This is a genomic window from Psychrobacter fjordensis (assembly GCF_904845995.1).
In the GTDB taxonomy this organism is placed as follows: Bacteria; Pseudomonadota; Gammaproteobacteria; order Pseudomonadales; family Moraxellaceae; genus Psychrobacter; species Psychrobacter fjordensis.
Window position 1 is genome coordinate 241,314 of record NZ_CAJGYP010000001.1, and the last position, 23,753, is coordinate 265,066.

A 23,753-nucleotide genomic window follows, 5' to 3' on the forward strand; every position below is an offset into this window, starting at 1 on the left:
TATAATATGGATTATGTTCATTTCACTTAAAAATTAAAAACAGGTAAACAGAAACACAAAGAAGAATCAAGGCTAATAATAACCACTTCATTCTTGGCGTGAGCAGTTTCATTCTCACCATTTCTATCGGTTCGTAGTGTATAGCGGATCGGCCTTCAAAGGCGAGTTGCACTAACTATCAATTCATAAGTTGTTATATACTTCTTAATACTGCTCTATTATTACGTTGCCCCATCGCATTTTTTGCCGATTTGCGCTATTCTAGCGTATCTAATTTCTTATCAAAATATTCAATCTAGAGCCCACTATGAGTAATACTGTGACATCTGACCAAGCAGAAAACAATTATTATAACCCACAAGCTATCGAAGCTGCGCAACAAGCCAAATGGGCAACTGACAAGCGCTATGAAGTAGGTAATGAGCCTAGCGACAAGCCAAGTCGTTATATGCTGTCTATGTTCCCTTATCCAAGTGGCAAGCTGCATATGGGCCATGTGCGTAACTATACCATCTCGGACGTACTGAGCCGTTACTACCGCCTCAAAGGCTATGAAGTCATGCAACCAATGGGTTGGGATGGTTTTGGCCTGCCAGCGGAAAACGCTGCGATTGCCAATCAAACACCACCTGCCAAATGGACGTTTGCCAATATTGACAACATGCGTGCACAGCTTAAATTGCTGGGCTTATCTATTGACTGGTCACGTGAATTTGCCACTTGTAGCCCTGAGTATTATCAGTGGGAACAGTGGTTGTTTTTGCAGTTATACAAAAAAGGCTTAGTCTACAAAAAGCTAGCAACAGTCAACTGGGATCCGATTGACAATACCGTCTTGGCCAATGAGCAAGTTATCGATGGCAAAGGCTGGCGCAGTGGCGCTGCAGTTGAAAAGCGCGATATCCCAATGTACTACTTCAATATCACTGATTATGCCGATGAGCTATTGGATGATTTGGATGATTTGGAAGGTCATTGGCCATCTGAAGTATTGACCATGCAGCGCAACTGGATTGGTCGTAGTGCGGGTATGGAAGTGCATTTCCCATATGAGTTGGCTGGTGAAACCAACACTTTAGACGTGTTCACTACCCGCCCTGATACCTTGATGGGTGTGACTTATGTTGCCGTTGCGGCAGAGCATCCGCTTGCACAATATGCGTCTGAGAATGATGAAGCGATTGCAGATTTTTGTGCCTTGTGCAAAAAAGGCTCAGTTGCTGAAGCTGACTTGGCCAAGGCTGAAAAAATCGGTATGGACACTGGTCTAACCGTAACGCATCCATTGACGGGTGAAGAAGTGCCTGTTTGGGTAGCCAACTATGTCCTAATGAGCTACGGTTCAGGCGCGGTCATGGCAGTACCGGCACATGATGAGCGTGACTATGAGTTTGCGACCAAATACAGTCTGCCTATTAAGCAAGTTATCGACGTACCTGCTGGTTATTTTGATGAAGCAGAAGCAGATGCCAAAGCGAATGATACTAAAATCAATCTTGCCTATACTGAGCGCAATACCTTAGTCGATTCAGGCGAATTTGATGGTCTAGATTTTGAGCAAGCGTTCGAAGCGATGCTTGCCAAGCTTGAGCCACAAGAATTGGCCAAGAAAAAAATCCAATATCGCTTACGTGATTGGGGTGTATCGCGTCAACGCTATTGGGGCTGCCCTATCCCAATGATCAATTGCGAACATTGCGGTACGATACCTGTCGAAGAGCAAGATTTGCCAGTCATTCTACCGACTGATGTCGTCCCTGATGGACGCGGTAACCCACTCAAAAACATTCCAGAATTTGTAAATACCACCTGCCCTAAATGTGGCAACCCTGCTGAGCGTGAAACCGACACCTTTGACACCTTTGTTGAGTCAAGCTGGTACTATGCGCGCTTTGCTAGCCCAAATGATGCGCAAAGCATGGTCAACAAATCTGCCGCCAACAAATGGTTGCCTGTCGACCAATATATCGGTGGTGTTGAGCATGCGGTTATGCATTTACTTTACGCGCGTTTCTTCCATAAACTCATGCGTGACGAAAACCTAGTCTCAGGAAACGAGCCGTTTGCCAACTTGATGACCCAAGGTATGGTACTTGCAGGTACTTTCTATCGTGTCAACGCTGATGGCAGTACCACTTATTACTTTACCGAAGATGTCGACATCGATTATGACGAGCGTGGTCAGCCGATCAAAGCCATCTTAAAAACTGATGGACAGCCAGTAACCATTGGCAAAATCGAAAAAATGTCTAAGTCAAAAAACAATGGTGTCGATCCACAAATCACCATCGACAAATATGGTGCTGATACGGTTCGTCTGTACACACTATTTACCGCGCCTGCTGATCAAACGCTAGAATGGTCAGACGATGCGTTAAAAGGTCCTTATAATTTCGTCAAAAAAGTCTGGCGTTTGGCGACAGAGCACACGCAAGCGCTTAGTGCAGCGAACTTAGATCTTGCCACGCTGAATAGTGAAGCATTGAATACTGACGATTTGAGCAAAGCAGCCAAAAACCTACGCCGCAAAACCCATGAAACCATTGCCAAAATTGATAATGATTTGGGTGATCGTTTGGCATTGAACACACCAGTATCAAGCCTTATGGAGCTTGCCAATGAGCTTACAAGCTTTAAGGCGGCTAATGAGCAAGACCTAAAAGTACAGCACGAGGCTGTGACTGACTTGCTTATCATGCTATCAGTGTATGCACCGCACGTTGGTGAGCACTTACTTGAGCAGTTAGGCCTAGATACCGTCACGCTAAACTACCCAACCGTGGATGAAGCTGCACTGGTGCAGGATATGATCACGATGGTCGTACAGGTCAATGGTAAAATGCGCGGTAAGATGGATGTGGCGCCAAACAGCGATCCAGAGCAGCTAAAAGCACAAGCTCGAACTATGGAAAGCGTGGCAAAATTCATCACTGGCGAAATCAAAAAAGAAATCGTCGTCCCGAATAAACTCGTGAATATCGTGGTTGTAGGTTAGATATTTTAGGCTTAGTAGATATTCTATCTAAGCCTTCTTATCATTTGAGGATAGCGATTATGTCGTATAAGCAGCAAGCCCCATCAAGTAGCAAAAGCCCTACTGCAAAAAAGTCCGGCGGACAAAAGCTAGTAACTGCATTACTTACTGCACTGCCGATGTTTACGGTGCTCGGTGCAACGGCTGCGCTTAGTGGTTGCGGCTTTCAGCTACGTGGTTATGATGCGCCAATGCTCCTCGATGTTGCCAAAACAGCGGTCATTATCGAAGACAATCGCACCGCTTTCCCGCTTAAGCTACCATTAACGCGACGCCTAGAAACATTAGGTGTCGATGTTATTAGTAACATGACAGCCGCAGACGTTGCGCTTAATAATAAACAAGCCAGTGCTGATCCTGTTTCTGTTATCAGCGTCAATAACCTGCGCTTTAGACAGTATGAATTAGTCGGTGTATTAACAGAGATTCGCTTGATCATATCAGCAGATGTTAGCTATCAAACCACTGAAAATGGTAAGCTCGTTACACTGAGCAATCCTATCCAAATTGAGCGTAGCTATCAGTACAATGACGCCTCTGTGAGTACGGATGATCAGCAAGGCGATCAAATTCGCGAATGGCTCTATGACAGTTTGGCACGCCGTATCACTGATCAGTATGTTGCTATCTCTCTGCCTAAAGTACCGTCCACTGGCACTAAAACACCAGTGAAAATCGGTAACGGCTCAGCATCGACAGCCGTGGTCGTACCAACGCCTTAACGTCTCATTACGATACGCTCCATACTTATTTCCATTAACCTGTGTACTTACCCATCTATTTATGCAAGATACCTTTATACAAGCCTATCCAAAACTACTACAACCCTCCGTTGCAGTAGCGGGCTTGTGGCTGGCGCATGGTGATGAGCCGTTGCTCAGTCAATGGCTTATCGATGCGCTGCGTCCACATTGGCGTGCGCAAAACTACGCAATCAAACGTATAGAACTGATATCAGTCAAGAGCTGGCAAGAAGTACTGTCGGAGTTGGGTAGCCAATCATTGTTTGATGATGCCAGCGCCTTAATCGTGACTGGCAATCATAAGCCCGATAAAACGGTCATTGCTGAGCTCGAACGCTTTGCGATTGAAGCACAAGCAGGTACACACGGTCATAGTGTATTATGGCTTACGCCTAAGCAAGACAAACGTAGCCAGAGCAGCAAGTGGTTTGCGCCTTTTGCGCAATATGGCAATGTCATTGACTGTAATTTATACAACGAGCAGCAGCGCCAGCAGCTCTTGCAGATTCAGGCTCAAAAATTTGGGTTACGGCTGTCTCAAGAAGCATGGCAACTACTGATGTCACATACTGAGCATCATTTGCTGAGTGCGTACCAAACCTTATGGCGGCTGTCTTATCTGTTTGCGCCGCAGTTAATGGCTCCTCATGAAGATACCGAAACCGCTGGCGATTTTGCACAGCCTACAAATACTGTGGCACTCGATATCACAGATTTACAAGCAGCATTGGTCAGTGACGCTCAATTTAGCGTGTTTGATTTGTCGGATGCGATGCTGGCAGGTAATAGCGCACAAGTGGCAAAAATCATCTTTCAACTCAAAGCGACTGATGAGCCGACGACCTTAGTATTATGGGCAATTAGTAAAGATATGCGTCAGATTATACAACTGATGGATGGACAAGATCCGCAAGCGCTTGGCATTTGGCGCAGCAAACAAGGGCTATATCAACAAGCCTGCCGCCGCCAATCAAAAACGCACACGGCTGAATGGCCTGCCCTACTTTATCGCTGTGATCAAGCAATCAAAGGACTCGTTCGTCAGCCAGCGTGGGAGTTACTATTGCAAGCTGCGCTAGAACTAGCAGGAAAGCGTCTGTTTACCGTTTGATTGGTTGGAAAAATTCAATAACTTAGGCCGTGTTTGATATTCGATCATGGCACTGGCAGATATTACTTTTTAGACAGTTCGACGTTAGAAATAGTAAGTTTAGTCATTCTAAGCGTCTATGCTTGTCTCATACCGAACGCCAGAGCCGACACATTAATTATTCAAAAAAGTATTTTCATCTATGTTTAAAGGAACGTGATAGGCGTTTTAACTACAGTGACCCAAAACGTCAATTACATCAGCTAAAACTATGGGTCACGCAGGAACTGAACTGGTTATCTAGGGCGTGTCCTCAATCTGAACGAAATCGCCTCAATGGGCTAAAAATGAGGACAGCTCCTACTTTAATTTTTATATTCCTGCCTTCAAATCATTTTTGAGGAAATAAATCAGTGTCTTTTCCCGTTCTTCATTCATTTTCGCCGACACATCTGGTTCCCACGAATAAAAGCCCTCTCCTGTTTTATCTCCTAGCTTATTTTCATTCGCAAGTTGAGACAGCACTTTACCTGAACGTTGATCTGTCGACAAATCTTCGAATAAATAATTGGAAATAGACGAACAGACATCTAGCCCACCCATATCCGCAGACATCAACGGCCCTGTCACAGGCAGCCGGCGGCCTATACTGTAGGTCACAGCAGCATCGATATCTTCTTTTGAAGCAGCTCCAGCATCTAATAATGCTTGTGCTTCCCGAAACAGTGCATACTGCAAACGATTCCCAATAAACCCTGGGATTTCTTTATTAAGTACTATTGCTTTTTTATTCATCAGCGTTAAAACATCCATTGCTCGCTGGACTGTAACTGCATCTGTATGCTCGCCTTTTACCACCTCCACCAAAGGAATGAGATGAGCTGGGTTCCAGAAATGGGTCACAACAAAACGTGCAGGATGCAGCATATCCGCCGCTAATATACTCGGTGTAAATCCTGAGGTATTACTGGCAATCACTACATCGTCTTCAACTAACGCTTCCAACTTGCTATATAGCTCTTTTTTTAAATCTAAAACCTCAGGGATAACTTCAATAATAAAAGTTGCCTCCGACACTGCTTCTTCTAGGGAAGTAGTAAATTGGATACGTTGTCTAATTTCGTTCATTTGTTCGGATGTAAACAGCTCGTTTTCAGTCATTACCTTGAGCTTATTGTTCAAGCCTTTAACAGCGTTTTCAAGATCATATTCATCGATGCCGTATATGTTTACGGTTTGGTTGGCCCATGCTGCTGATAAAGCAATTGAATGCCCCATCGTCCCAGCACCAAGAATTGTAATATTTTCCATTTTCTATATTCCTTTATATCTGGATTGTATGACGCAGACTACCCAACAAACCTTTAGGGCGTGTTGAACATTGGTTATAATGTGATGATAAAAATAGCAAACCGTTAATCTTTAAGTTCTTACACCAAAAGACCTCATTTCCTATGCCTCGCATAATACTCAAAGATGAACACTGAACCAGACTGAAACTTATATTACTGGAACTTAATGTTCATAACAAAGGGAATGTGAGACAAACGGTTGGAGGCGTCTTTATCATATGCGCGTTGGCTGTCCTTGGCGTGATCTACCGATTGCTTCAACAGACCCTAATCACAGATTCAGACCTTGAGTGGGTATTTATAAACGGTACTCATATTAATGAAGTTTGTGCTATGGACGGATAAGAAGGCCGTAGTATCGGATCTAAAAGTCTCTCCTGCGCTTCTATACCGCTGTGACCAAACCATAAAAGGACTGGTTCTTCAGCCAGCATGGGAGTTATTATTACAAGCTGCGCTAGAGCTAGCGGGAAAGCGCCTGTTTACTGCGCGATAAATATCAATCACTATCGCCATTCCTGTCTTGCAAATGCGACGATTTAGACAGTGACACTTACCACCATCTCTAGCACAGCTTCTACCCTTTCGATCATTCTCAGACTCACCCATTTTTACTATTCATCACTCAACTTCTATTATCTCTCTATTCCCACCACGTTCAAAAACACCTTAACCTTTCTTAAACTAATTGCCATTCCCTTTTAGGGATGAAGCATCTACTATAACCATACTTGAGTTTATTGTCATTGGATTGTTGTTATGCGCAAAATGAGCAAAAAATCTGCTATCAAATGGGGCGTCATTGTCCTGATTATTGCCGCATTGGTGGCGTTGGCTTATGCTACGTTGAAGCCAGAAGAAGAAGGCCCAAACTACTTAACTGCCACGGTTGAGCTCGGCGATATTGAAAAAAATGTCATGGCTTCAGGCAAAGTCAAAGCCTTAAATACGGTTGATGTCGGTGCACAGGTCTCTGGTGAAGTAACACGTCTCTATGTGGAAGTGGGTGATGAGGTACAGAAAGGCGATTTGATTGCCCAGATTGATCAAGTCACTCAAAACAATAACTTAAGCAATCAACAAGCTGGCCTTCAGCAAAGTGAAGCAGCACTTCAAAGTGCAAAAGCAGAAGCACTAAGCAAGCAAGCCAGTCTAAAAAGCGCCTATGCCGACCTTGCCAGCCGTCAGTCTGAGCTGAAGCAAGCAAAGTCCGATTTTTCTCGTTTGCAGTCTTTGGTTGCCATCGATGCAATATCTCAGCAGGAGTATGACACGCAAGCAACTAGCGTTGAGACAGCCGAAGCAGCCGTTGCTAATGCACGCGCTGCCATCGATACAGCAAAAGCAGCGATCGCTACCACAGATGCTAATATTAATAGTCAGCAGGCAGCCATACGCATATCACAGACGAACGTAAGTACCGCAGAGGAAGATCTCAGCTATACCACTATTCGTGCGCCCATATCCGGTACGGTCGTTTCTATCACGACCGAACAAGGCACGACCGTCAACGCCAATCAAACGGCGCCGACTCTGGTTACCCTAGCCGATTTATCAACGGTTCGTATCAATGCACAAATCTCCGAAGCTGATGTCATTAACGTCAGTGCTGGCATGCCTGCTTACTTCAATATCATTGGTAATCCAGACAAACAGTATGATGCGACCTTGACAGCCATTGAGCCAGCGCCTGAGGAGATTAGTGAGACCAGCTCAACGGACTCTGCAATCTACTATGTCGGCTATGTGGAAGTGCCAAACCCTGATCGATTATTTAGAATTGATATGACCGCTCAGATCTATGTCATTATTGATGAAGCCAAAGATGCACTGCTTGTACCATCAACGGTCGTACAAGAAAGGGCTGCTAAAAAGAAAGTAGAAGGCCAAGCCCAAACCAGCAAATATGTACGGGTGCTAAAAGATGACGGTAGCGTCGAAGAACGAGCCGTAACAGTAGGTATCGACAACCGAGTAAATGCGCAAATATTAAGTGGTTTAAAAGAAGGCGAGGAAGTTATCATCAGTGGAGAGAGCACTAAAAAATCAGGTAGCGGGCGTGGACCTGGCGGTGGTGGCATTCCAGGCATGTAACCTATTCTTTGTATATGTTGATTGTAATAGAGCTGGTACAAATCAGCTCTGCTACACCGACGCTCACGACACTTGATTAAAGACATTGCTATGACTATATCTCAATCTTCTAAACCGTCGCCCATGAGCGCTGACGTCTCAGCAGAAGCCCCAAAGAATAATGTATCCTCCATCGCTGATAATCCTATTATGCAGCTGTCGGGGATTATTCGAGAGTTCCCTGCTGGTGAGCAAACCATTCGAGTCTTGCATGATATCAACCTAACCATCAATCAAGGTGAGATGGTCGCTATTATTGGGCAATCAGGTTCAGGCAAGTCCACTTTAATGAACATCTTGGGCTGCTTAGACCAAGCATCAGCTGGTGATTATAAAATTTATGGCCAATCAGCAAACAGGCTAGATGCTGATGAACTGGCTAAATTGCGCCGTGAGCACTTTGGGTTTATTTTTCAGCGTTATCATCTGCTTGGTGATATCAATGCCAAAGACAACGTCGCTGTCCCTGCCGTATATGCTGGCATGAATACTGAGGCACGCATCAATCGTGCCGAAAAGCTTCTGACAGACTTAGGACTGGGAGAAAAGGTAAACAATCGACCTAGCCAGCTCTCAGGTGGTCAGCAGCAGCGTGTCTCGGTTGCTCGTGCTCTGATGAATGGTGGCGATGTTATCTTAGCCGATGAACCAACGGGTGCGCTAGATAGTAAATCTGGCGAAGATGTGATGGCTATACTGCACGACCTAAGTGATCAAGGTCATACCATCATTATGGTTACCCATGATCCCAAGCTTGCCGCCCAAGCCGAGCGCGTGATTGAGCTAAAAGATGGCTACGTCATTGCTGATTATAAAACTGAGCATTACAAACGAACAGAAAAACAGCCTGAGCCTATTCTGAGCCAACACCGAAAAAGCGCATTTGCCAGTTTTATCGATCGCTTTTTTGAAGCATTTAAGATGTCCTTGCTTGCCATGCGTGCACACAAGATGCGCACCCTACTGACCATGTTAGGTATTATCATCGGTATTGCAGCAGTTGTCTCTATCGTCGGTCTCGGTCAAGGCTCTCAGCAGCAGATTCTCGCGAATATCAGTTCACTCGGTACCAATACTATAACAGTGAATGACGGCTACCCTAGAGGCGACCCAAGACGCCGTTACAATGATGACAACCTCACGCCAGAAGACTCAGAGGCAGTCGGCAATCAACCTTATGTCATTAACGTCAGCCCTCAAGTGAACGCCACCTCTAGTGTGCGTTATCGCGGTGTAGAAGAGAGTTCAACGATTAATGGCGTTGGTGAATACTACCTAGGAGTTACTGGTGAGACATTAGCACTGGGTCAAGGTTTTGATGCACAAAGTATTAGCCTGCGCAGTCAAGACATTATTATTGATAGTAATGCTCAAGAAGCCTTCTTTTCAGACGTTGAAAACCCAGTTGGTGAAGTACTGCTCATCGGCAGTGTACCTGGGCGAGTCATTGGCGTCCTAGAGGAAAGTGACAGTGGCTTTGGCCCAGACGTTACCACACCTACGATATATATGCCCTACACCACCGTCATGTCACGTATTACTGGTAGTGCTAATATCGACCGTTTTGTTGCGTTATTAGATGATAGCATCTCCTCTAGTGCAGCTGAGTCTGCTATCTCCGACTTAATAGAAGGTCGTCATGGCAAAGATGACTTTGAGATTCGAAACTCAGACTCTATTCGTCAGACCATTGAATCGACGACAGGAACGATGACGCTGCTTATCTCCTCCGTTGCCGTTATCTCATTAATAGTTGGTGGTATTGGCGTTATGAATATCATGCTAGTTTCTGTGACCGAGCGTACCAATGAGATTGGGGTACGAATGGCCGTAGGCGCCCGTCAAAGCGATATTATGCAGCAGTTTTTAATAGAAGCCGTACTGGTCTGTATTTTAGGGGGCTTACTGGGTATTGGTATGGCCTTCGCCATTGGCGAATTGATCAATCGATTGGGTGGCGATAGTTTTAAAGTTATCTATTCATCAACTTCTATTATTGCAGCTTTCGTATGCTCAACGCTCATCGGGGTTGTTTTTGGCTTCTTGCCTGCCCGTAATGCTGCCAAACTTGACCCTGTAGACGCACTTTCTAGGGATTAACAGTCAATTATGAGCGCACTGAATCAGTATAATTAGAGTCTGAAACGGCTCTAATAACGAAATCCTGAAGAAATATAACTTTTTTTCTAATATTTGCACTTTATTTATCATTTAGGGTTGTAATTGTCATAATTATATATATAATGTGCTCTCACGTTTAGGGATACAAACTCTTTAAACGTTGAAGCAAACTTAATGTGCTTATTAATATTAAGTTTGTTTAACAAAGTTTTTGTTTAAAGAACTTTGACTTGCAGTGAAATGCAAACCTAGTGTTGATATCGAGTTTTTAGAATTTACGAAAATGTAAATCCTCTTGCACTCAGATGAAGTAGTACTTCATTTTATCCTCGCTCAGGGCCGATAGCTCAGTTGGTAGAGCAGTTGACTTTTAATCAATTGGTCCCGCGTTCGAGTCGCGGTCGGCCCACCATATTTAGTATTACGCTTGTTGTGTACCTTACCCTATCAGGTAGCGGCATAATAAGTCACAAAGTTTAAGAAGATTTCTTTTAGAAAACTTCACCGAATTTACGAAACTGTAAATTCACTTGTAGAGTTAAAAAAGCCAGTGCTTTTTTATACGCTCTTCAGGGCCGATAGCTCAGTTGGTAGAGCAGTTGACTTTTAATCAATTGGTCCCGCGTTCGAGTCGCGGTCGGCCCACCATATTTAGAGAGCTCAGTTACTATAATAGTAACTGAGCTTTTTTTCGTTTAAATTTTATTTTTTTCGTTTTTTCTTAAAGACAGTAAATTCGCTATTTTTTCGCCACAGTAATTTATGCTTGATCGTGTCTTTGATCGTACGTGGATGCTTGGGAGCTTGCGTAATCAACATATCAAAAGTTGCCTCATCTATCGCCAGCTCACACCCATGTGCCATCATGACCATTGAAGGTTTTAAGTCTTTTATTTTTTGTAGTGATTGAATATAAACCTTAGGATCATAGACAGGAAAAGGTGCCACAAACTTGTGGCGTAGCTTGATAATTAAGTCAGCCGTATAGACCTGTCGACTGGGCATGTGAAACAAAGACAAATCACGGTCTGTATGACCTGGGGTCTCTAACACCTGCCATTCATCAAACCCTGGCACGCAGTCACCCTCACCAACGGTGATATCGGCCTTGAGATGCGCTGGATAATATAGGTTTTTTGGAGAGCGACCTTGACGTCTCGCCACATAATGCGCAAGATTCATATCGACAAGATGCATGGTGCGCCCAGCGATACGGCTGTACCACTGCGTATCTTTGTCTGCTGAGACAATCAGGCAACCCGTCTGCTCTCGGAATTTATGTGCCCCGCCTGCATGATCTGGATGCATATGAGTGACGACGACGACTTTTAGATCAGTTATTGGTCGCTGCAACGTTGTCTTGATATACTCTAATACCATCGGCACATCAGGGCGACATGCCCCATCTAACAGCATAATCTTATCTGGATATACTGCCAGATACGTGCTTTGAATATATCCTTCTAAACGTACAATTTCACATAAACTCATTTGCATTCCCTGCTACATAATTGGTCACTTTTATAGTATCCCTACTATCTGAGACGCTTTTAACGCGCCTTAATAGAATTTAGTATAACCCTCGCCATGTAGATTGTAATGACTTTGAGTGAACGCTTGTGACTATAAACCACTTTTCCTCACATAAACAAAAACCCAGCACTTAGGCTGGGTTTGAGAAAACACTTAATACTTTAGATAATTCGTAAATTACCTGCTTATCAACTAAGCAAGATCACGAACCTTTGGCTCACGCTCCCACAGACGAGACTTAGCATTTTCAATGAAGCTATCTAGTTCAGCAAGTGGCGTAACGAATTCATCTTTTTCAACTGGCAGTTTACTTAGAATAAATTCATCGGTCGCTCCGCAATAAGCGATAGCTTTGCAATGATTATACGCATCATTGAACCAGTCTAATGCTGAGCTGTCTTTAGCGAGCTTCTTCGCTTGGTCAGGCATGATGATACTCACGACAGCATCAAACATCACTGAGGGCCCGCCAGCAAGACGCTCATCTGCTTGTATGCGTGTACCATCGTCCAATACAACTTCTTTATTAGGCGCTACTATCTTGACACTGGCACCCTGTTCCGTCGCTGCTGTTTCAAACTTCTTGATTTCGCTACTGTTAGATCCTTCTGCTACCAATATACCGATCATACGACCTTTTAGGCTGTCAGGAGTCAAACCAATGGTTTGTATTGCTTTAGACGTTGCCATATCTTGGACAGGTGCAGCAGCATCCGCAGGCTCTGGCAATTCCATACCGAGCGCGGTTGCCACACGATTGGCCAAGTCTTCATCGATATGAATCAGATGACTGAGCGTACGGGCACGCACATGAGCGGTATCAACTTTACCCAGCTCAAAGGCATACGCGGTTGCAATGTGTGCTTGCTCAGTTGGCGTCTGACTGCGATAGAACATACGTGGTTGACTATAGTGATCGGCGAAGCTCTCTGCACGTACGCGACCTTTTACCCCATCATCCAACTGCTCATGGAATGACTCAAAACCACGTTTGGCGCTTTCACGAGGTCTCGTTGGATCTAAGCTCTGTGGCTCATACAGCGTACGAGTTTTAGGCACTTGCATTTGCATATGACCATCTTGCTGATTATTCGCAAACGGACATTTTGGTGCGTTGATTGGAATCTGTGCAAAATTAGGCGAGCCTAAACGAGATAGCTGCGTGTCTAGATAGCTGAACAGACGACCTTGCAATAATGGATCGTTACTGAAGTCGATACCCGGTGGCAAGTGTGACGGACAGAATGCCACTTGCTCCGTTTCTGCAAAGAAATTATCCGGATAACGATTGAGCACCATTTTACCGACTACTTTGACTGGTACTAATTCTTCTGGAATCAGTTTGGTCGCATCTAAATGGTCAAAGGGAAATTCATTGGCTTCTTCTTCGGTAAATAACTGAACGCCAAACTCCCATTCAGGATAGTCACCATTGTTAATTGATTCAAACAAATCACGACGATGATAATCAGGATCAGCACCCGAGATTTTCACTGCTTCATCCCATGTGGTTGACTGCACACCCAATACCGGCTTCCAATGGAAACGTACAAAGGTGCTCTTACCTTCTTCATTGATGAGACGATAACTATGAATACCAAAGCCTTCCATCATACGTAGGCTACGTGGCAGACCACGATCACTCATTAGCCAAATCAAGTTGTGCATGGTTTCAGGACTCAATGATACAAAGTCCCAAAAGGTATCATGCGCAGATGCTGCTTGCGGGAAGCCGCGATCAGGCTCTGGTTTTACCGCATGAATCAAATCCGGAAACTTCATCGCATCTTGGATAAAGAAAATCGGCATGTTGTTACCAACGATATCCCAGTTGCCTTCTTCGGTATAAATCTTCACGGCAAAACCACGGACATCACGTGGCGTATCTTTTGAGCCTTTGTTACCAGCAACGGTAGAAAAACGGGTAAATAAAGGCGTCTGCTTACCCGTCTCGGTCAAAATTTTCGCCGTGGTATATTCTTCTAGTGATTCTGTCAGCTCAAAATAACCATGTGCAGCACTACCGCGCGCATGGACGATACGCTCAGGAATACGCTCATGGTCAAAATGATGAATCTTTTCACGCAGTACAAAATCCTCTAGCAATGTAGGGCCACGACTGCCAGATTTTAGAGAGTTTTGATTATCAGAGATGGCAACGCCTTGTTGCGTCGTCAAAACTTTGGTGTCATCACCGGCACGCTGATGGGTTTCGCCCCCATTGCCACGTTCCGTATTCATATCTTTAGCGGGGTCAGTATGATCAATATTATTTTTCATTATGCATCCTAGCTAGTAATTAAAAGTAGGCTCTATGCTGAGCTGTATCTAATATTAGCCAAAAGATATGACTAATTCATGGCACTCCTTGTTGATATTTGGTTAAAGTTTGCAGCCGTGATAAATAAGCCGTTTTAGATGGTTTAAAGTGAGCATCAACACTGATAATAGATTCTTGTAATGTAGTGATTTTTTAAGGTATGCTTTTATGAAGTACTAAAAACGGTTGATAAATGAAATGGGCATGGTTTTAGCCAACTATTTATCTTTTTTATAAGACAATTTTTCATATGACTATAAGGCGACCTACCATGTTACTAACTTCAAATGCTCCGTCTAAAAAACCTTATCACTCATTGCTAATGGGTGCGTCAGTCAGCCTAATGGCACTGACGTTCAGCCAAACAGCCGCCGCCATTACGACTAAAAACGTTACTTATACAGTGGATGATCAAGCATACGAAGGCTATTACGCCAAAGCGGATAAGCCCAACGCACCTTTTATTTTGCTCATTCATGATTGGGATGGTCTGACCGATTATGAGCGTAAACGTGCTGAGATGTTGGCAACTGAAGGCTACAATGTGCTAGCAGCCGACATGTTTGGTCAGGGCGTTCGCCCTACTTCTATTGAAGAAAACAAACGTCTAACTGGAGAGCTATATGACGACCGTAATAAAATGCGTCGCATATTGGCAGGGGCATTAACAGCAGGACAACTACAAGGCAATGATGTGCGCAAAGGCACGACTATGGGATATTGTTTTGGCGGTACGGTTGCGCTAGAACTGGCACGTTCAGGGTTTGAACAAAAAGCATTTGTACCCTTCCATGGGGCTTTTGAGGTTCCAACCGGTCAGAGTTATGATAAGACCACAGGCGAGATACTGGTGTTCCATGGCTCAGCGGATGAGGTGGTGTCTCTTGAAAGCTTTGCGACACTGGGTAAAACATTAGAAGCGGCTAAGATACCACACGAAATGGTCACCTATAGCGGCGCACCACACGCCTTTAGTGTGTTTGATAGCAATAACTATGATGCACGTGCGGATGAACGCTCTTGGAAGCGTTACTTAGACTTTTTAGAAGAAGAATATAAATAGTCCAACGGCATAAAAACCATATCAACAATAATATAAGTAAGCCCAAATAAAAAGACACTTCAATCAAGATCTGAAAACCATCAATTGAGGTGTCTTTTTTATTATAAAATTTTTGCTAAAGCTTTAACTATTTAGCTTTTTGAAATACCAATAATTGATTGTTGGCAGGCATCGCATAAGTAGTGACAAGTTTCAGATGATGTTCACTGGCTAAACTGACAACCTCTTCTTTATGACGAATCCCGCTGTCAGAATTACCTGCCCTCAACATTGCATCAAATCGCTGATTACCTTCACTGGTATAGTTACCATGCTCATTGAAAGGGCCATATACGATCAGCTTATCATCTGTTTGCAAAGTATCACCTGCCAATGCAAATAACTTTTTGACCAAATCCCAACCAATAATATGTAAGGTATTGGCCGTAAATATCACATCATAAGGTGTATTTAATTGGCCGTTAATAGGTCTTAAGTTAATGGTTAAATCAAAAGGCAGAGGTGGATATAGATTTGGCGCAGGATAAGCATCATGCCAAGCAATTATGTGGCAATGATTACTAGTGACATCGCTAGTTTGCCATTTTAAATGTGCTAAATGAGGCGCAAAATACACACTATGCTGACCAGTTCCAGAACCAATCTCTAATACATGATTAGAGCCTTGTAGCTCTGTTTGCAGTACTTCTAAGATAGGCTGTTTATTATTCTCACACGCTTGGGAAAATGGCAGTGCAGCAACATCCACTTTAGTATTCAAATTATCACTATTCAGATTAGCGTCTTGCATCAATACTCTCTCCAGATCGTCTATTATGCTCTTAGTATTAATGTCGATAGATTAATGAATTTTGTCAAACGTTACTCCAGTGACTGCTAAACAACTCACGACTAGTAAATACCTGCCTCGACCCCAGCAGCCAACGTCATAGCAAGCTCCTCTACTTGCTCAGTGAAGCTCTCTTGCCAATCACCTTGTAGTATCAACGCTTCTTGAATCCATGGCCAACGTAGCCCCGTTGTAATCGTTTTGAGCGCAAGTTTAGTACCTGTACCATCATGCCCTGCCCGTATATATACCGCAAATGGCATGCCTTGCTTCTCTTCTAGCACTGGATAGTAGCAACGATCAAAAAAGTCCTTGGTCAGCCCTGCCATATACGCTAGATTTTCAGTCGTACCTAGCAATAACGCATCGGCAGCCAACACATCCTCAGGCTGCGTGTCCTGCGGTGATTTCAAGATGACAGTGACATCTATATCAGGATGATTGGCACCATTGAAGGCTGCCTGCGCCAACTTCTGAGTATTGGGCGATGGTGCATGAGCCACGATGAGTAAGGTCTTATTAGACATATTAGGCATCTGTACCATTGTTAAATACTAAGTTTTGGGTAATGGCAGGATCCAAGCTATTACCTACTGGGCAGGTCAACGCGGTTTTATAAAATCGTTTTAAGGTATTCTCCTCCAAGGCTTTTGAAAAATTAACCACGACATGTATTTCACTCACACGCCTTGGTTTGGCAGCCATGACTTTGGTAACTTCTGCGGTCGTACCTGAGATATCGATATCCATCGCTTCGGCTTTGATACCGATAATCGTTAAGATACAACTGCCCAAGCTGGTGGCTAGCAAATCGGTCGGTGAGAATGCTTCGCCCTTGCCATGATTGTCCGTCGGCGCATCAGTAATGATTTGATTGTTTGACTGTAAATGGATGGCTTGGGTGCGTAAATTGCCTTGGTAAGTTACTTTTGAGGTGGTCATGGGGTTCTCTTTTATAGTTACCATTATTATTTATATATTGATGTGAAAGTAAAACAATTGGAGCTGACAACTATCTTGCATTTATTATAGATATACGAATACATTTATGACAAATATATTTCGCGGTAATAGTTCTATTGCAAATAGCCAATATCTAATTTTTTTTACTGAATTTAAGAAGACTCAATTCATCATGCAATATACACTTATCTTCTGAAGAGTATCTAGCCTGATAGAACTTGAAATCATCTCTTTTATTTTCACTACATTTCTTTTCTATAATTCTCATTATTTCTAATTTGTGTTCAATTTTAGTATTAATACCAAAAATAATACCCTTTAGAGAAGAGAAATTATAATTCAATGTTCTATCGTTAGGATCAGATGAGTCCACCGAGATACTAGACAAAATCAAACGGTATTCATTTTCATAAGACCAATCTTTAGATTTGATAAGAATATCTCTATAAAAACGTTCCCAGTACTTACTTCTCCAGTTATCTTCGTCACTAAATACCTCACCTGCACATTTACTTACTGAATCATGTAGTGTATACCACATTGATTGTAGTTTACTTACAGGCATACGGCCCATCATACGAAAAAAGTCAATGCTACCAAAACCCGCTTTATAATCTATGGGATGGAAAAAATAATTAGAAAAACTATAAATCTTTCCTTTAGATCCATATCCGGTAACTCCTTTGAGTTTTAAATTTTCTTTATCATCAACAGTATCTACATTAAAAACTAAGCATACACCGCTATGATTGTTACCATAATGCCCCCAAACAGATGAGTTTGTACACTCAGACATAAAACAAGCAGTATACCAGTTGGGAAAAATCAATTTTTCCAGCTGAGATATATAATCCTTAGGGAAATCTACTATAACGAAATTTCTGTTCTTCTTGGTATCATCTATTACTTTATTGAATCTATTTATCAACTCTATTTGATCATTAGTACTTTTGGAAGCAGTAAATAAAACACTTAATAATTCTTTCTCTTTATCACTTTTATTAAAAGTTTCCTCTAAAATACCAATAAAGTTCTGACTAAGTAAGTTGACGATTGGTTGTTCCACTTCTAAGTCATGAGCTTCTCTTACAGGTATAAATCCTTTTTTTTCATATTCTATATTTATAATCTCAAGAGCAAGACCATGTATGGCTCCTAAATAAAGCAAAAGCTCATCTTTTCTAACAGGTAGAGTTCTCTCAGAAAGAGATTTTAAAATTTTGTTTATATTGGTATTTTTGAAGAAATTATCAGAAATGGTATGGAATATTTTTTTATATGAAGGAGTTGGAAAGTTGTCTTCTCCAGAAAAAATGGGTATATCATCTTTGCATACTGGATGTTCCTCACCCGATAGAATTACTAATGAGCATACTCTTTCAAGGCATAGTAGATAGTGGTTAAATAAGTTACTCCATACTACTAGGTCACCTTCCCAATAAATATCTCTATATCCTTCCATAGGATCATTCAATGATTTGGGCTCAGCAAAATATATACTTTGGTGTTCTAATTCTTTGTGACTTCCAAGTAGGCTATCAATACTCCTAAACCTATAAAATTCATCTTTCATGTAACAATATTAGCTCCTGCAAAAATTCAATTTATAAGGTTATATTATTTAGAATATCATAATAAACATAATCTTCACGCAAAGAAAAACACCTTTCCATTAGCGAAAGAGGATTTTACTCAAAATAGAGAGCTAACAATTAACTTCTCATACAAAATAATTACTTACAACCTCTCAACTCCATCCATAGAAAAATCTAACTGATCTGCCAAATCCTCTTAGACTATTTATTAGCTAAATCTCGCTGAAATATATGTCCAATACCCTAACAGCAGTATGAGCAAACCCCAAGACAACGAAAAGCATAAGTAGTATGACTCGCTATCAAGTGCAGCATAATAGTAAATGGCCAGTCCAGTACTTACTAACAGAGATGCTGAATATGCGATAAGTAAGGTAAACAGAACCGTATTTTCAAATTTAGATAAATCTGGGCTATTCTCTGCACAAATATAAAAGAGAAAACCAAGGGAAAAAGCCCCACCAATCGTAATATGCAAGAATGATATTAGAACCAGTGACCAAATTGACATGAATTATCCTTTATCAGCTTAACGCTTGTCTACCAGATCTATAGTCAAAGAACTCTAAAATGAGTACAAGGCAGCCGACTGCAGATTGTACAAGTAGTACATCTAAGGAGGGTAACGCCGTAGTGGTTTAGTAGTTCACCGACTATATAAGCAGTGTGTTGTAAACCTAGTTAAAGACAAGCATTACCATCGTTTTACGCCTTGTCTAAAACCGTTTTAGTGATTAGCAGTGCCTATTAGTGGGTATTCAACACGTCCTAGTTGTTAAATCTACTTTTAATAGCAGGTTCATCATTATTGATACTTTCTAGCGTCTCAAATCCTTTCTTAGTACCAAAGTATAGAGCATCTGTTTTTTCCTCTCTATAAAAACGCATTTCATCGCCTTTATTATCAGTCAACGTAAACTCATTAAATACTTTTTCCCAGTGCGCTTTCTTTTCAGATTCGTTATGATCAGCTTTAAATGTTGGCTTTAAAATATAAGAAATATCTTTACCTTCTTCAGTGGTTATCAAAGGCAATAACTCTTTGTGCGTTGTTAAATATAGACATATTTTCTCAATATCGTCTAAGGTTTCTCTTCTATCAGTCAGTTTGATAATTAACATCGGTTTATGTCCTAGTTTGCTTTCTAGCTTGGTTTTATTGATTGTTTTACTCATCTACTTTAAACCGATATCAGAGATAATACTACACTGCATTTTTACTATACTGCATTCCTCAAAAGCCAGACAAAAAAAATCCCTCTGACATAAGTCAAAGGGGGTTTATCTTTAGAATAGAGAGCTGACGAACGAGGAGCGCGCCGTTAAAGCAAAGCACTGCTAACTGCGAGCACAGCTCTTGTCTTGCGTCGGGCGAAACAGTGTTTCGCTTGTTCCTCCTCAAGGCAGCGCAAGAGCTATCTACAGGCATAGCCTTTCGTCCTGCCCTACGGACGACTGTCTCCCAGACAGTCGTTACTCCTTGCTCACCTTTAAATAGGATTTACTGTGTAGGTCACTAAGAATAAAAGATAAAAAAAAGAGCCACCCGGTTAAGGATGACTCTTTTTAAGTATAGAGAGCTGACGATGACCTACTCTCACATGGACGAATCCACACTACCATTGGCGCAACGATGTTTCACTTCTGAGTTCGGGAAGGGATCAGGTGGGGCCATCGCGCTATTGTCGTCAGCAAAGGGGGTTAGATATGAGTCTGTTGTTTTTATTGTTTGACTATAAATTTTACTTTTTAGTCGATCAACTTATAACCTAACTGAATCAAGGTTAAAGGTGATATCGAAATATTCTCTCTTTATTCTATAAGCCACTACAGCTTATACAAGATAGATTAATTAGACTTGTATACAAACCACTTGGGTGTTGTATGGTCAAGCCAAACGAGCAATTAGTACAGGTTAGCTACATGCATCGCTGCACTTCCACACCCTGCCTATCAACGTCCTAGTCTTGAACGGCTCTTTAGGGAAATCTAATCTTGAGGTGGGCTTCCCGCTTAGATGCTTTCAGCGGTTATCCCATCCGAACGTAGCTACCGGGCAATGCCACTGGCGTGACAACCCGAACACCAGAGGTTCGTCCACTCTGGTCCTCTCGTACTAGGAGCAGATCCTCTCAAATTTCCAACGCCCACGGTAGATAGGGACCGAACTGTCTCACGACGTTCTAAACCCAGCTCGCGTACCTCTTTAAATGGCGAACAGCCATACCCTTAGGACCTGCTTCAGCCCTAGGATGAGATGAGCCGACATCGAGGTGCCAAACACCGCCGTCGATATGAACTCTTGGGCGGTATCAGCCTGTTATCCCCAGAGTACCTTTTATCCGTTGAGCGATGGCCCTTCCATACAGAACCACCGGATCACTAAGACCTACTTTCGTACCTGCTCGACTTGTGGGTCTCGCAGTTAAGCGCGCTTTTGCCTTTATACTCTACGACCGATTTCCGACCGGTCTGAGCGCACCTTCGTACTCCTCCGTTACTCTTTAGGAGGAGACCGCCCCAGTCAAACTACCCACCATACATTGTCCTCGGTATTGTTATACCTGAGTTAGAACCCCAACATGACCAGGGTGGTATTTCAAGATTGGCTCCACAAACACTAGCGTGTCTGCTTCAAAGCCTCCCACCTATCCTGCACAAGTCAGGTCAAAGTTCAATGTAAAGCTGTAGTAAAGGTTCACGGGGTCTTTCCGTCTAGCCGCGGGTACACAGCATCTTCACTGCGATTTCGATTTCACTGAGTCTCTGCTGGAGACAGCGCTGCCATCATTATGTCATTCGTGCAGGTCGGAACTTACCCGACAAGGAATTTCGCTACCTTAGGACCGTTATAGTTACGGCCGCCGTTTACTGGGGCTTCGATCAAGAGCTTCGCTTACGCTAACCCCATCAATTAACCTTCCAGCACCGGGCAGACATCACACCCTATACGTCCACTTTCGTGTTTGCAGAGTGCTGTGTTTTTAATAAACAGTTGCAGCAGCCTGGTATCTGCGACTGCCAGCAGCTCAAGGAGCGTGTCCTATCACCACCAACAGCGTACCTTCTCCCGAAGTTACGGTACCATTTTGCCTAGTTCCTTCAGCAGAGTTCTCTCAAGCGCCTTGGTATTCTCTACCTGATCACCTGTGTCGGTTTAGGGTACGATTCGTTTATAACTATTGCTTAGAAGCTTTTCCTGGAAGCATGGTATTTGCCACTTCACTGTACAAGTACAGCTTGCTATCAGATCTCAGCCATGTAGTAGCCCGGATTTACCTAAGCCACAAGCCTACATCCTTTCACCTGGACAACCAACGCCAGGCTGACATAACCTTCTCCGTCCCTCCATCGCATTATAAACAAGTATCAGAATATTAACTGATTTCCCATCGACTACGCCTTTCGGCCTCGCCTTAGGGGTCGACTCACCCAGCCCCGATTAACGTTGGACTGGAACCCTTGATCTTCCGGCGTGCGAGCTTTTCACTCGCATTATCGTTACTCACGTCAGCATTCGCTCTTGTGATACCTCCAGCATGCCTTACGACACACCTTCACAGGCTTACACAACGCTCCCCTACCACTTGAAAACAAATTCAAATCCGCAGCTTCGGCTCCTAGTTTGAGCCCCGTTACATCTTCCGCGCAGGCCGACTCGACTAGTGAGCTATTACGCTTTCTTTAAAGGATGGCTGCTTCTAAGCCAACCTCCTAGCTGTCTATGCCTTCCCACCTCGTTTCCCACTTAACTAGGAATTTGGGGCCTTAGCTGGCGGTCTGGGTTGTTTCCCTCTCCACAATGGACGTTAGCACCCACTGTGTGTCTCCCGGATATCACTCATCGGTATTCGGAGTTTGCATCGGTTTGGTAAGTCGGTATGACCCCCTAGCCGAAACAGTGCTCTACCCCCAATGGTGTTCGTCCGAGGCGCTACCTAAATAGCTTTCGGGGAGAACCAGCTATCACCGAGTTTGATTAGCCTTTCACCCCTATCCACAAGTCATCCCCTGGCTTTTCAACGACAGTGGGTTCGGTCCTCCGGTGCCTGTTACGGCACTTTCAACCTGCTCATGGATAGATCACTCGGTTTCGGGTCTATACCCTGCAACTAAACGCCCTATTAAGACTCGGTTTCCCTACGGCTCCCCTAAACGGTTAACCTTGCTACAGAATATAAGTCGCTGACCCATTATACAAAAGGTACGCAGTCACTCCAATAAATTGAAGCTCCTACTGCTTGTACGCACACGGTTTCAGGTTCTATTTCACTCCCCTCACAGGGGTTCTTTTCGCCTTTCCCTCACGGTACTGGTTCACTATCGGTCAGTCAGGAGTATTTAGCCTTGGAGGATGGTCCCCCCATCTTCAAACAGGATTTCTCGTGCCCCGCTCTACTTAATATGTTAACTCTAATGTTTCGAATACAGGACTATCACCTACTACGGTCAGCTTTCCCACGCTGTTCTTCTACATTAGAATTAATCGGCTTCTCCCCGTTCGCTCGCCGCTACTAGGGGAATCTCATTTGATGTCTATTCCTAAGGGTACTGAGATGTTTCACTTCCCCTCGTTCGCTTCTTGTACAAGTACAAGATACCTACCTTATGGTAGGTGGGTTTCCCCATTCAGAAATCTCCGGATCACAGGATATTGCCGCCTCCCCGAAGCTTATCGCAGGCTGTCACGTCTTTCATCGCCTCTGACTGCCAAGGCATCCACCATGTGCGCTTCATTACTTGACCATACAACCCCAAGTAGTCTCTCGACTTCTAAGTGTCATACAATCTAATTATGATAACGATATCACCTAATTTTATACGCTTGATTCAGTTCTCTTATTACTTTTTTAATAACTCACCCCTGGGATAACAACTGATGTCGTTAAGAGGTGAGTTATTAAGGTTAAGAAGTGCGCGTGAACACGCTCTTCCTAACCCAGACTCATATCTATGTTTTTAAATAGTTCCTACTCT

The 23,753-nt window shown here is 43.2% G+C and carries 15 protein-coding genes, 2 tRNA genes, 2 rRNA genes and 1 pseudogene; 10 read left to right on the plus strand and 10 right to left on the minus strand.

What is annotated here, in order from left to right; all coding sequences use genetic code 11:
* Window positions 1–307: 307 nt before the first annotated feature.
* From leuS to holA, 3 genes are all read left to right on the plus strand, one after another.
* Window positions 308–2,995, plus strand: a complete 2,688-nt coding sequence (leuS, locus tag JMW61_RS00960; protein ID WP_201548658.1) for a leucine--tRNA ligase — start codon at window positions 308–310, stop codon at window positions 2,993–2,995.
* A gap of 59 nt (window positions 2,996–3,054) precedes the next feature.
* Window positions 3,055–3,756: an LPS-assembly lipoprotein LptE gene (locus tag JMW61_RS00965; RefSeq protein WP_201548660.1), complete on the plus strand. Its 702-nt coding sequence runs from the start codon at window positions 3,055–3,057 to the stop codon at window positions 3,754–3,756.
* A gap of 61 nt (window positions 3,757–3,817) precedes the next feature.
* Window positions 3,818–4,888, plus strand: coding sequence for a DNA polymerase III subunit delta (gene holA / locus JMW61_RS00975; RefSeq protein WP_194196857.1), 1,071 nt, complete (start codon window positions 3,818–3,820; stop codon window positions 4,886–4,888).
* Between the two features lie 351 nt (window positions 4,889–5,239).
* Here the strand turns inward: holA and JMW61_RS00980 are convergent, their stop codons facing one another.
* Entirely contained in the window at window positions 5,240–6,178 is a 939-nt protein-coding gene (locus JMW61_RS00980; protein ID WP_194196856.1) for a 3-hydroxyacyl-CoA dehydrogenase family protein, read from the minus strand.
* Between the two features lie 182 nt (window positions 6,179–6,360).
* Between JMW61_RS00980 and JMW61_RS00985 the strand changes: the two are divergent.
* The 6 genes and pseudogenes from JMW61_RS00985 to JMW61_RS01010 all read left to right on the plus strand — a co-directional run.
* Window positions 6,361–6,537 (plus strand): annotated as a pseudogene (locus tag JMW61_RS00985) (IS5/IS1182 family transposase); the annotation flags it as partial.
* A gap of 1 nt (window position 6,538) precedes the next feature.
* Complete coding sequence (locus tag JMW61_RS00990; RefSeq protein WP_227669248.1) at window positions 6,539–6,715, plus strand: hypothetical protein; 177 nt, start codon at window positions 6,539–6,541, stop codon at window positions 6,713–6,715.
* A gap of 263 nt (window positions 6,716–6,978) precedes the next feature.
* On the plus strand, window positions 6,979–8,313 hold the full coding sequence (locus JMW61_RS00995) for an efflux RND transporter periplasmic adaptor subunit (RefSeq protein ID WP_194196855.1): 1,335 nt from the start codon (window positions 6,979–6,981) through the stop codon (window positions 8,311–8,313).
* Between the two features lie 123 nt (window positions 8,314–8,436).
* Window positions 8,437–10,452 (plus strand): MacB family efflux pump subunit, encoded by a 2,016-nt coding sequence (locus tag JMW61_RS01000; protein WP_227687398.1) that lies wholly within the window; start codon window positions 8,437–8,439, stop codon window positions 10,450–10,452.
* Between the two features lie 357 nt (window positions 10,453–10,809).
* Window positions 10,810–10,885: transfer RNA gene (locus tag JMW61_RS01005), tRNA-Lys, on the plus strand.
* Window positions 10,886–11,045: 160 nt separating this feature from the next.
* Window positions 11,046–11,121 (plus strand) — tRNA-Lys (locus JMW61_RS01010).
* Window positions 11,122–11,175: 54 nt separating this feature from the next.
* Here JMW61_RS01010 and JMW61_RS01015 read toward each other — a convergent pair.
* Window positions 11,176–11,964 carry an MBL fold metallo-hydrolase gene (locus tag JMW61_RS01015; RefSeq protein WP_201548678.1) on the minus strand — a complete coding sequence of 263 codons (789 nt, stop codon included), beginning with the start codon at window positions 11,962–11,964 and terminating at the stop codon, window positions 11,176–11,178.
* 234 nt (window positions 11,965–12,198) lie between these two features.
* Window positions 12,199–14,286 carry a catalase gene (locus JMW61_RS01020; protein ID WP_201548686.1) on the minus strand — a complete coding sequence of 696 codons (2,088 nt, stop codon included), beginning with the start codon at window positions 14,284–14,286 and terminating at the stop codon, window positions 12,199–12,201.
* A gap of 311 nt (window positions 14,287–14,597) precedes the next feature.
* Between JMW61_RS01020 and JMW61_RS01025 the strand changes: the two genes are divergently transcribed.
* Window positions 14,598–15,389: a dienelactone hydrolase family protein gene (locus JMW61_RS01025; RefSeq protein WP_201548688.1), complete on the plus strand. Its 792-nt coding sequence runs from the start codon at window positions 14,598–14,600 to the stop codon at window positions 15,387–15,389.
* Window positions 15,390–15,516: 127 nt separating this feature from the next.
* Here the strand turns inward: JMW61_RS01025 and JMW61_RS01030 are convergent, their stop codons facing one another.
* The 7 genes from JMW61_RS01030 to JMW61_RS01060 form a co-directional block, all read right to left on the minus strand.
* On the minus strand, window positions 15,517–16,179 hold the full coding sequence (locus tag JMW61_RS01030; RefSeq protein ID WP_201548690.1) for a DUF938 domain-containing protein: 663 nt from the start codon (window positions 16,177–16,179) through the stop codon (window positions 15,517–15,519).
* 101 nt (window positions 16,180–16,280) lie between these two features.
* Entirely contained in the window at window positions 16,281–16,745 is a 465-nt protein-coding gene (locus JMW61_RS01035) for a flavodoxin family protein (protein WP_201548693.1), read from the minus strand.
* A 1-nt stretch (window position 16,746) separates the two neighbouring features.
* Window positions 16,747–17,160, minus strand: coding sequence for an OsmC family protein (locus JMW61_RS01040; protein ID WP_201548695.1), 414 nt, complete (start codon window positions 17,158–17,160; stop codon window positions 16,747–16,749).
* Window positions 17,161–17,314: 154 nt separating this feature from the next.
* Window positions 17,315–18,754 (minus strand): DUF2971 domain-containing protein, encoded by a 1,440-nt coding sequence (locus JMW61_RS01045; RefSeq protein WP_201548697.1) that lies wholly within the window; start codon window positions 18,752–18,754, stop codon window positions 17,315–17,317.
* Window positions 18,755–19,544: 790 nt separating this feature from the next.
* Window positions 19,545–19,952 carry a hypothetical protein gene (locus JMW61_RS01050; RefSeq protein ID WP_227687331.1) on the minus strand — a complete coding sequence of 136 codons (408 nt, stop codon included), beginning with the start codon at window positions 19,950–19,952 and terminating at the stop codon, window positions 19,545–19,547.
* A 402-nt stretch (window positions 19,953–20,354) separates the two neighbouring features.
* A 5S ribosomal RNA gene (rrf, locus tag JMW61_RS01055) occupies window positions 20,355–20,469 on the minus strand.
* 191 nt (window positions 20,470–20,660) lie between these two features.
* Window positions 20,661–23,522, minus strand: a 23S ribosomal RNA gene (locus tag JMW61_RS01060).
* Between the last annotated feature and the right edge of the window lie 231 nt (window positions 23,523–23,753).

Excerpts from the sequence above, each read along its gene's own strand:
- JMW61_RS01020 (WP_201548686.1), bottom strand. The coding sequence starts at position 14,286 with ATGAAAAATAATATTGATCATACTGACCCCGCTAAAGATATGAATACG.
- JMW61_RS00965 (WP_201548660.1), top strand. The coding sequence starts at position 3,055 with ATGTCGTATAAGCAGCAAGCCCCATCAAGTAGCAAAAGCCCTACTGCA.
- JMW61_RS01045 (WP_201548697.1), bottom strand. The coding sequence starts at position 18,754 with ATGAAAGATGAATTTTATAGGTTTAGGAGTATTGATAGCCTACTTGGA.
- JMW61_RS01025 (WP_201548688.1), top strand. The coding sequence starts at position 14,598 with ATGTTACTAACTTCAAATGCTCCGTCTAAAAAACCTTATCACTCATTG.
- JMW61_RS01030 (WP_201548690.1), bottom strand. The coding sequence starts at position 16,179 with ATGCAAGACGCTAATCTGAATAGTGATAATTTGAATACTAAAGTGGAT.
- JMW61_RS01015 (WP_201548678.1), bottom strand. The coding sequence starts at position 11,964 with ATGAGTTTATGTGAAATTGTACGTTTAGAAGGATATATTCAAAGCACG.
- JMW61_RS00980 (WP_194196856.1), bottom strand. The coding sequence starts at position 6,178 with ATGGAAAATATTACAATTCTTGGTGCTGGGACGATGGGGCATTCAATT.
- holA (WP_194196857.1), top strand. The coding sequence starts at position 3,818 with ATGCAAGATACCTTTATACAAGCCTATCCAAAACTACTACAACCCTCC.
- JMW61_RS00990 (WP_227669248.1), top strand. The coding sequence starts at position 6,539 with ATGAAGTTTGTGCTATGGACGGATAAGAAGGCCGTAGTATCGGATCTA.
- JMW61_RS00995 (WP_194196855.1), top strand. The coding sequence starts at position 6,979 with ATGCGCAAAATGAGCAAAAAATCTGCTATCAAATGGGGCGTCATTGTC.
- JMW61_RS01000 (WP_227687398.1), top strand. The coding sequence starts at position 8,437 with ATGAGCGCTGACGTCTCAGCAGAAGCCCCAAAGAATAATGTATCCTCC.
- JMW61_RS01050 (WP_227687331.1), bottom strand. The coding sequence starts at position 19,952 with ATGAGTAAAACAATCAATAAAACCAAGCTAGAAAGCAAACTAGGACAT.
- JMW61_RS01040 (WP_201548695.1), bottom strand. The coding sequence starts at position 17,160 with ATGACCACCTCAAAAGTAACTTACCAAGGCAATTTACGCACCCAAGCC.
- leuS (WP_201548658.1), top strand. The coding sequence starts at position 308 with ATGAGTAATACTGTGACATCTGACCAAGCAGAAAACAATTATTATAAC.
- JMW61_RS01035 (WP_201548693.1), bottom strand. The coding sequence starts at position 16,745 with ATGTCTAATAAGACCTTACTCATCGTGGCTCATGCACCATCGCCCAAT.